We start from the raw sequence: 8,211 nt of genomic DNA on the forward strand, positions 1-8,211 counted from the left end.
GCCCGCCCCGCGTTCGGCCGCGGCCGGCGCGCGCGCGCCCAGCCGGTTGAGGCAAAACCACGCCAGGCCGGCCGGCGCCAGCGCCGCCAGCGCGCACAGCACCAGCAGGCGCGGCGAGTCCGGCACGGCGCCGGCGCACATGGCCAGCCCCAGCATGGCGCCGAACGCGAGCAGCAGCGCGCCCTTGAGGCGGGCCTCAGATCCCATGCTTGCCAAGCTTGCGGTACAGCGCCGCGCGGCTCACGCCGAGCAGCTTGGCGGCGTGGCTGATGTTGCCCTTGGCTTGTTCGAGGGCGGCGGCGACGGTGTCGCGTTCGAGCGCGCCGAGTTTGAAATCCTTGGGGTCGGCCGCCTGCGGCGGGGGAGCCGGCGGCGCGCCGACCGCCGCGGCCATCGCCGCGCCGAGGCCGAAATCGGCGAAGCGGTATTCGTCTCCGGCCCCGAAGATGACGGCGCGCTCGCAGGCGTGGCGCAGGGCGCGCACATTGCCGGGCCAGGCGTGCGCGTGCAGGAGCTCGAGCGCGCCGGCGCCGGGCTGGCGCGCCGGGCGCGCGTACTGCCGCTGGTACAGGTCGAGGTAGTGGCGCAGCAGCGGCGCGATGTCGGCGCGCCGCTCGCGCAGCGGCGGCACGCGGATCACGATGGTATTGAGGCGGAACAGCAGATCGGGCCGGAACACGGCCGGGTCGAACAGGCGCACCTCGTCGCGGTTGGTGGCGCTGATGATGCGCACATCGATCGCCTCGGGGCGGTCGGCGCCGAGCGGCGTCACTTCGCGCCGTTCGAGCGCGGTGAGCAGCTTGGCCTGCGCCGCCAGCGGCGTGTTGCCGATCTCGTCGAGGAACAGCGAGCCGCCGCGCGCGGCCTGGAAGCGCCCCGCGCGCCCGCCCTTGGCGTCGGTGAAGGCGCCCTTGCGGTGGCCGAACAACTCGCTCTCGAAGGTCGACTCGGGCAGCGCGCCCATGTCGACCGCCAGAAAGCTGGCGCCGGCGCGGCGCGAGGCCTGGTGGATCGCGCGCGCGACGAGCTCCTTGCCGACCCCGTTCTCGCCGAGGATCATGACGTTGGCCTCGGTCGGGCCGACCCCGGCGATCATCGCCTTGACCTCGCGCATGGCGTCCGATTCGCCCATCAGCGCCGAGCCGGCGGACGCCTTCGGCGCGGGGCCGCGGCGCGCGAGCGCGTTGTCGACCGCGGCCACAAGGTTGGCGTTGTCCCAGGGCTTGGTCAGAAAATCGCTGGCGCCGCGCTTGAGCGCCTCGACCGCGAGCGGCACGTCGGCATAGGCGGTGAGCGCGATGACGGCGGGCGGGCGCGGCAGCGCGAGCAGCAGCGCCAGCACCGCCAGTCCCTCGGCGCCGTCGATGCGGCCGGGTGTGAAATTGAGGTCGAGCAGGACCAGGTCGGGCACCGCGCGCGCCAGCAGCGCCGGCAGCAGCGCCGGATCGTTCAAGGTGGCGACGCCGCCATGGCGCCGGCGCAGCAGCAATTGCGCGGCGCACGCCACGTCGGGGTCGTCGTCCAAAATCAGGATGCTGGTGTGTGGGACGGCCATGCGCGGCGGCTCGGAAAGGGGTGGTCCCGGGGTGGTCTCGGGGTGGTGTCGTCGCGTATTCTAGCAGCCACGGGTGGCGGCGCGGCGGCAAGTGTTCGGAACCGGACACCGGGCCGCGGCCACCCGGAAAAACCCGGCCACATCGTCCTCGCGGATGCGCAGGACCCATACCGGGCACGCGGCATCGCGGCCACTGCCCACAGAGCGCATGGACACGCCCGGCATGGATCCCCTCTTTTCCGAGGACGACATTTTTTGGGTTTGGCGATCCTTGGCATGGCACGTACCTTGCATAATTGGCGGCAAGTGCTCCACGAGAGCGTCAAGCAATGCCGGATGCCGGCAACCGGGCCACTCAACCGCCAGCCGAATCGACACCGAGGAAAACCGATGCTCAAGCTTGTCAACGTCAGCAAACTGCACCTGACCGGGGAAATCCAGACCACCGCCCTCGACCGCATCAACCTCGAGATCGGCGCCGGCGAGTACCTGGCCATCACCGGCCCGTCCGGCTGCGGCAAGTCGACCCTGCTCGGCCTGCTCGGCCTGCTCGACGTGCCGAGCGAGGGCGAATACTGGTTCGACGGCCAGAACGTGGCCGGCTGGAGCGAGGCGCGCCTGAACCAGCTGCGGCGCGGGCGCGTCGGCTTCATCTTCCAGAGCTTCAACCTGATCGAGGAGCTGTCGGTGTTCGAGAACGTCGAACTGGCGCTCGAGTACACCGGCACCCCGGCGCGCGAGCGGCGCGAACGGGTTGGCGCCATGCTGGCGCGGCTCGACATCGGCCACCGCGCCCGGCACCGGCCGTCGCAGCTGTCGGGCGGCCAGCAGCAGCGCGTGGCGATCGCGCCGCTCTGGTGGCCGGGCCGGCCATGCTGCTGGCGGACGAGCCGACCGGCAACCTCGACACCGCGCACGGGGACGACGTCATGCGCCTGCTGCGCACCATCAACGCCGAGGGCACCACCGTGGTCATGGTCACGCACTCGCCGGCGCACGCCGCGCAGGCCTCGCGCACCCTGCACCTGCTCGACGGGCGCATCGTGGTCGACGCCCTGCAGGCGGCCTAGCCATGCGGCCGCGCGATTTCCGCATCGGCTGGCGCCTGCTGGCCAAGGAGCCCGCCTACACGGCGGTGGTCGTCGCCGGGCTGGCGGTCGGCTTCGCGGCCTGCTTCCTGCTGCTCGGCTTCGTGCGCTACAGCTTCAGCTACGACAGCGCGGTGCCGGACAACGCGCGCGTGTTCGTCATGCAGCACAAGGTCAACGTGATTCCGACCCCGACCTGGATCGAATTCATGCCGCTGGCATTGCGCCAGGCGGCGCTCGAGACCGGCATGGCCAGCCAGGTCAGCGCCGCCATCCCGGTCATGGCGGTGTTCGAGACGGAGGGACGCAAGCTGCGCGAAGAGGTCACCATCGTCGACCCGGTGTTCCCGGCCATGTTCGGCATCGAGGCGGTCGATGGCGACCTGCGCGCCGCGCTGGCGCGCCCCGACGGCCTGGCGCTGACCCGGCACACCGCGCGCGCCCTGTTAGGCGACGCCGCCGCGCTCGGCCGGCGCGTGGGCATCGACGGCCGCGCCTACCTTGTGATGGCGCTGCTCGACGACGCGCCCGCCAACACCAGCATGCCGTACCGCGTCCTGGCGGGCAGCGCCAGCGCGCTGTGGCCGGCGGACCAGCGCGGCGCCGCGCCGACCCAGTGGATGGGCCTTGGCGGCAAGGTCTACCTGCGCCTGGACCCGGGCGCGAGCGCGGCGGCCTTGAGCGCGGCGCTGCAGGCGGCGCTCGACCATTCGCCATGGTCACAGATGGTAGCGCCGGAGGAACTGGCGCGCATCGGGCATGTGGCCGAGGTGCGCCTGCGCACCCTGTCCGAGGCTTATTTCGACAGCGAGGTCGCCGGCGGCTTCCGCGGCGGGGTGCGCGGCAACCGCACCGCCGTGATCGCGCTCGGCCTGATCGCCGCGCTGATCCTGGCGCTGGCGGCGACCAACTACGTCAACCTGGCCACCGTGCGCACCCTGCGCCGCGAGCGCGAGATCGGCGTGCGCAAGCTGCTCGGCGCCAGCCACGCCAGCCTGGTCGGCCTGTTCGCGGCCGAGTCGGTGCTGGTCGCGCTGGTGGCCGGCCTGCTTGGCCTGCTGCTGGCCTGGCTGCTGCTGCCGCTGTTCGCGCAGTTGGTCGACCGCCCGCTGCACGGTCTGATCACGCCGCCGCGCATCGGCGCCGCGCTGCTGCTGGCACTGTTCGTCGGCGCCGCCAGCAGCCTGTACCCGGCCGCCGTCGCGCTGCGCATGCGCCCGGCCGAGACCCTCGCCACGCGCGGCGGCGGCGACAACCTGCGCGGCCTGTGGCTGCGGCGCGGCCTGAGCGTGCTGCAGTTCGCGGTCGCCACCGCGCTGGCCGGCGCCACGCTGGCGATCGGCTGGCAGACCGGCTTCGCCGGCCGCGCCGACCCCGGCTTCGACAGCGCCCCGCTGTCGGCGCTCAAGCTGCCGCGCGACTCGGCCGCGCCGGCGCGCGCAGATCGAACGCCTGCCCGGGGTGGCCGCGGTGGCGGTCAGCGGCAAGCCGATCGGCGCGCCCGGCATCATGAAGGGCAGCACCGGCGTCAAGACCGCGGGCGGGGCCTCGTTCGTCGTCAAGCTGCAGGAGGTCAGCGCGAATTTTTTCACGGTGTTCAAGGTGGCGCCGCTGGCCGGGCGCCTGTTCGATCCGGCCATCGACACGGCGCCGCCGGAATCGACGCGGGTCACCGTCGCCAACATGGCGGCGGTGCGCGCGCTCGGTTTCGCCTCGGCACAGGAGGCCATCGGCAAGCGCATCGACGGCGGCTACTGGACCATCATCGGGGTCGCCCCCGACGTGCGCGACCAGAGCCTGCGCGAGCCGATCCAGCCGACCCTGTACCGGGTCGACGAGGGCCTGTTCGCGCTCACCGTGCGCAGCGCGCTGGCGCAGCCCGAGCTGCACGCGCTGGTCGAGCCGCTCTGGGCGCGCCAGTTCCCGGACCATCCGCTCGAGCTGCGCAGCGCGCGCAGCTACTACGCCGAGAACTACGCCGACGACCTGCGCCTCACCCGTTTGCTGGGCGCTGCCAGCGTCATCGCGATCGCGATCGCCGCCTTCGGCATCTACGTGCTGGCGGCCTTCAACGTGCAGCGCCGCGGGCGCGAGATCGTGCTGCGCAAGCTGCACGGCGCCGGCCGCGCCGCCATCGCGGGCTTGGTGGGGCGCGAGTTCGGCATGCTGGCCGGCCTGGACGCGGCCGTCGGCCTGCCGCTGGCCGCGCTCGCGACCGAACGCTACCTGTCCGGCTTCGCCGAGCGCGCGCCGATGGGCCTGTGGCCGCTGGCCGGGGCGCTCGCGCTGGCCGCGACCGCGCGCCACACGCTGGCGGCGATGCGGCTGTCGCCGGCGGCGGCGCTGCGCGACTGAGAGGCTGAGAGGCTGAGAGTCTTTCGATCATGCCCGCTCATCACGCCAGAAAGCGCCGGTTCGTCGTTGCAAATGCTCGCCATAGCCCGCTATGGCTGTGCTTTGCGCCTTGATCTGCCGCTTTCTGGCGGGCCGCTCGGGCACGCCCAAAAAACTCTCAGCCTCTGAGAGGCTGAGGCCGCGAGGTTTCGATTGAGCTTGGCGCGCGCATCGTCGATAATCGACCTTTACCCACCTGAGCGAACCATGACGACGCGCGACCACGGCACCACCTACGGCAGCATTTCGCGCCTGAACCACTGGATCGGCGCGCTGTTCGTGCTGCTTCTGCTTGGCATCGGCCTGTATTTCGGCGACATGGCGCGCGGCCCCGAAAAAACCTTCTGGAAGGGCCTGCACGTGGCGATCGGCGCCATCGCCATCCTGTTCCTGCTGTTCCGCGTGTTCTGGCGCGTGCGCTCCGGCTTCCCGTCGGCGGCGCCGCAGGCGCGCCCGCTGCAACTGCTCTCCAAAACGGTCCACGTGCTGCTGCTGGTGGCGATCGTGGTGCTGGTTGTGACCGGACCGCTGTCGGTGTGGTCGGTGGGCCGCCCGATCGGCATTTTCGAGTTTGTGCAGATCCCCAGCCCCTTCCCCCTGTTCAAGGATTGGCACGAGCCGCTCGAAGAAATCCACGAGTACGCCTCGACCGCGCTGATGTACCTGGCCGGCCTGCATGTGCTGGGGATGCTCAAACACCAGTTCATCGACCGCGACAATCTGCTCGCGCGCATGACCGGGCGCCGCAAATGAGCGCCGGCGCGCCAAAGGCGCTGGTGTCCTGGAGCGGCGGCAAAGACTCGTGCCTGGCGCTGTGGCGCGCGCGCGCGGGCGGCACCGAGATCGCGCTGTTGATCACCGCGATGGACGAGGCGGGCCAAAAATCGCGCTCGCACGGCATCCCGCCGGCCCTGCTGGCGGCGCAGGCTCGCGCGATCGGCGCCCCGCTCACCTTCTACGACACCAGTTGGACCAGCTACGAGGAGAAATTCATCGGGGTGCTGGCGGCGGCCCGCGCCAACGGCATCAGCGAGGCCATCTTCGGCGACATCGACCTGCTCGCGCACCGCGAATGGGAAGAAAAGGTGTGCGCGGCGGCCGGCCTCGAGGCCCGCCTGCCGCTGTGGCTCGAGCCGCGCCGCAAACTGGTCGACGAATTCATCGCCGCCGGCTTCAAGGCGGTGGTGGTGTGCGTTAACGGGAATTATCTGGGGCCGGAGTGGTGCGGCCGCGAATTCGACGCCGATTTTTTGGCGGAGCTGCCCGAGGGGGTCGACGCTTGCGGCGAGAACGGCGAGTTCCACACCTTCGTGTACGACGGGCCGGCCTTCGGCCACCCGATCGGCTTCGAACGGGTGGCGGTGGAACGCTACGAGTCGCCGCCGCAGCTGGGCGGGGCGACCTACCACTTCCAGACGCTGCGCGCGCCCGCGTAGCGTTTTAGTTGATCGCCGAAAGCAGCGAGATCTCGAACACCAGGCCGGCGTTCGGCGGGATCGGGCCGGAGCCGGCGGCGCCGTAGGCCAGGTTGCTAGGGATCTTCACATTGCGCTTGCCGCCGACGAGCATGCCGGTCACGCCGGTCTCGAAGCCGGGGATGACCTTGTTGGCGCCGAGGCGGAATTCCAGCGGGGCCGAATTGACCGAGCTTTCGATCAGGGTGCCCTTGTTGTCGGCCGCGGTGGCGCTGTAGAGCCAGACTGTGTAGTGCACCTGCACCAGTTTGGTGCCGGAGGCGACGGCGCCGGTGCCGGGGGCGCCGATGTCGGTGACGATGAGGGTGGCCGGGCTGGCCACGACGACCGCCGGCTGGGTGTTTTCGCTGCCACCGCCGCAGGCGGTCAGGCTCAGCATGGCGACGAATGCGGCGATCAGGGGAAGCTTGAGTTTCATGTTGTCCTTGGGCGGTAATAAAAAAGTGTTCCGAAGTTTAGCAGCAGAAGTGTCGGACCGTGCATTCCAGCATTGTTCCGGCGCTTGTTTTTTGTCGCAGATTTGTATCAAATTTCCACTTGCGCGCGCAATTCGATGCGCCGCGGCGGCGCGGTCCGGCAGCAATCGGCAGCGCCGCCGCGCCTTGCCCGGCATCGCCACGAACGGGCGCCGGCACTTTCGGACGCGCCCGGCAAAGTTGCCGCAATTCAAGGATAATATGCTCTTGATGATTCACTGACTGCCTTCCATGCGTACCGGCATCCTGTCCGCCACCCTTGCCTTCCTGTGCTGGGGCCTGTTTCCGCTGTATTTCCACACGCTCAAAGAAGTGCCGGCGATGCAGATCCTGGCGCACCGCATGCTGTGGTGCTTCCTGTTCCTGACCGCGGTGCTGCTCGCGCGCCGCCAATGGAAGTGGCTGGTCGAGGTGCTGCGCAAGCCGCGCGTGGTCGGCAGCTTCATCTGCAGTTCGATCCTGCTCGCGGCCAACTGGCTGATGTACATCTGGGCGGTCAACAACGGCCACGTCATCGACGCCAGCCTGGGCTACTTCATCAACCCCTTGGTCAACATCATGTTCGGCTACGTGCTGCTCCAGGAGCGCATGCGGCCGGTGCAATGGCTGGCCGTGGCGCTGGCCGCGTGCGGCGTGGCGTGGCTGACGTGGCAGGCCGGGCAGATGCCCTGGATCGCGCTGCTGCTGGCCGTCTCGTTCGGCTTGTACGGCCTGATGCGCAAGACGGCGGCGCTGGGCGCGCTGGAGGGCCTCTCGTTCGAGACGCTGCTGCTGCTGCCGGTGGCGCTGGCCTACCTGCTCTGGCTGAGCATGCACGGTCAAAACATGTTCTTGAACACCGGTTCCGACAGCACGCGCTGGTTGCTGATCGCGTCGGGCCCGGTGACGGCGATCCCCCTGCTGTTGTTCGCCTCGGGCGCGCGCAAGCTGCCGCTGTCGGTGCTGGGTCTGCTCCAATACATCGCCCCGAGCATGGTCTTCCTGCTCGGCATCTGGGTCTTCAAGGAAACATTCAGCCCCGAACGGCTGCAAGGCTTCATCGTGATCTGGAGCGCGCTGGCGTTGTACGCGGCTGAGGGCCTGTGGCGTCAGCGCAAGCTCCCGCAAGCGTTGGCATAGTTCCGTGGGATTGGTGCGCTACTGCAAAACCGGGGTCAGACCCCGGTTTAGGAATTTTCGGCGGAGTGCACTACTGCTAAACCGGGGTCTGACCCTAATGGCGT

Annotated in this window: 8 protein-coding genes and 3 pseudogenes; 7 read left to right on the forward strand and 4 right to left on the reverse strand. The window is 69.9% G+C overall.

What is annotated here, in order from left to right:
- Both C7C56_RS07875 and C7C56_RS07880 read right to left on the reverse strand, forming a co-directional pair.
- Nucleotides 1-207 (reverse strand): annotated as a pseudogene (locus C7C56_RS07875) (ATP-binding protein); the annotation flags it as partial.
- Nucleotides 197-1,555 carry a sigma-54-dependent transcriptional regulator gene (locus C7C56_RS07880; protein WP_106756893.1) on the reverse strand — a complete coding sequence of 453 codons (1,359 nt, stop codon included), beginning with the start codon at nucleotides 1,553-1,555 and terminating at the stop codon, nucleotides 197-199. The gene C7C56_RS07880 and the pseudogene C7C56_RS07875, both read right to left, overlap by 11 nt.
- 390 nt (nucleotides 1,556-1,945) lie before the next feature.
- Between C7C56_RS07880 and C7C56_RS29665 the strand changes: the two are divergent.
- The 6 genes and pseudogenes from C7C56_RS29665 to C7C56_RS07900 all read left to right on the forward strand — a co-directional run.
- Nucleotides 1,946-2,353, forward strand: a pseudogene (locus C7C56_RS29665) (ABC transporter ATP-binding protein); the annotation flags it as partial.
- A 59-nt stretch (nucleotides 2,354-2,412) separates the two neighbouring features.
- Nucleotides 2,413-2,625 (forward strand): ATP-binding cassette domain-containing protein, encoded by a 213-nt coding sequence (locus tag C7C56_RS29670; protein ID WP_229458392.1) that lies wholly within the window; start codon nucleotides 2,413-2,415, stop codon nucleotides 2,623-2,625.
- 2 nt (nucleotides 2,626-2,627) lie between these two features.
- Nucleotides 2,628-3,800: pseudogene (locus C7C56_RS29675) on the forward strand (ABC transporter permease); the annotation flags it as partial.
- A gap of 313 nt (nucleotides 3,801-4,113) precedes the next feature.
- Nucleotides 4,114-4,998 carry an FtsX-like permease family protein gene (locus tag C7C56_RS29680; protein ID WP_370660185.1) on the forward strand — a complete coding sequence of 295 codons (885 nt, stop codon included), beginning with the start codon at nucleotides 4,114-4,116 and terminating at the stop codon, nucleotides 4,996-4,998.
- Between the two features lie 246 nt (nucleotides 4,999-5,244).
- On the forward strand, nucleotides 5,245-5,790 hold the full coding sequence (locus C7C56_RS07895; RefSeq protein ID WP_106756894.1) for a cytochrome b: 546 nt from the start codon (nucleotides 5,245-5,247) through the stop codon (nucleotides 5,788-5,790).
- Nucleotides 5,787-6,473 carry a Dph6-related ATP pyrophosphatase gene (locus tag C7C56_RS07900; RefSeq protein WP_106756895.1) on the forward strand — a complete coding sequence of 229 codons (687 nt, stop codon included), beginning with the start codon at nucleotides 5,787-5,789 and terminating at the stop codon, nucleotides 6,471-6,473. Before C7C56_RS07895 ends, C7C56_RS07900 begins: the two co-directional genes overlap by 4 nt.
- 4 nt (nucleotides 6,474-6,477) lie before the next feature.
- Here C7C56_RS07900 and C7C56_RS07905 read toward each other — a convergent pair whose 3' ends face one another.
- Nucleotides 6,478-6,930, reverse strand: a complete 453-nt coding sequence (locus C7C56_RS07905; protein WP_106756896.1) for an FKBP-type peptidyl-prolyl cis-trans isomerase — start codon at nucleotides 6,928-6,930, stop codon at nucleotides 6,478-6,480.
- A 37-nt stretch (nucleotides 6,931-6,967) separates the two neighbouring features.
- On the reverse strand, nucleotides 6,968-7,207 hold the full coding sequence (locus tag C7C56_RS28005) for a hypothetical protein (RefSeq protein WP_146204333.1): 240 nt from the start codon (nucleotides 7,205-7,207) through the stop codon (nucleotides 6,968-6,970).
- Nucleotides 7,208-7,219: 12 nt separating this feature from the next.
- On the opposite strand from C7C56_RS28005, the gene rarD reads away from it, so the two are divergent.
- Entirely contained in the window at nucleotides 7,220-8,107 is an 888-nt protein-coding gene (rarD, locus tag C7C56_RS07910; protein ID WP_106756898.1) for an EamA family transporter RarD, read from the forward strand.
- The last annotated feature ends 104 nt before the right edge of the window (nucleotides 8,108-8,211 follow it).

The sequence above is a fragment of the Massilia glaciei genome, assembly GCF_003011895.2.
Lineage (GTDB): Bacteria > Pseudomonadota > Gammaproteobacteria > Burkholderiales > Burkholderiaceae_D > Telluria_A > Telluria_A glaciei.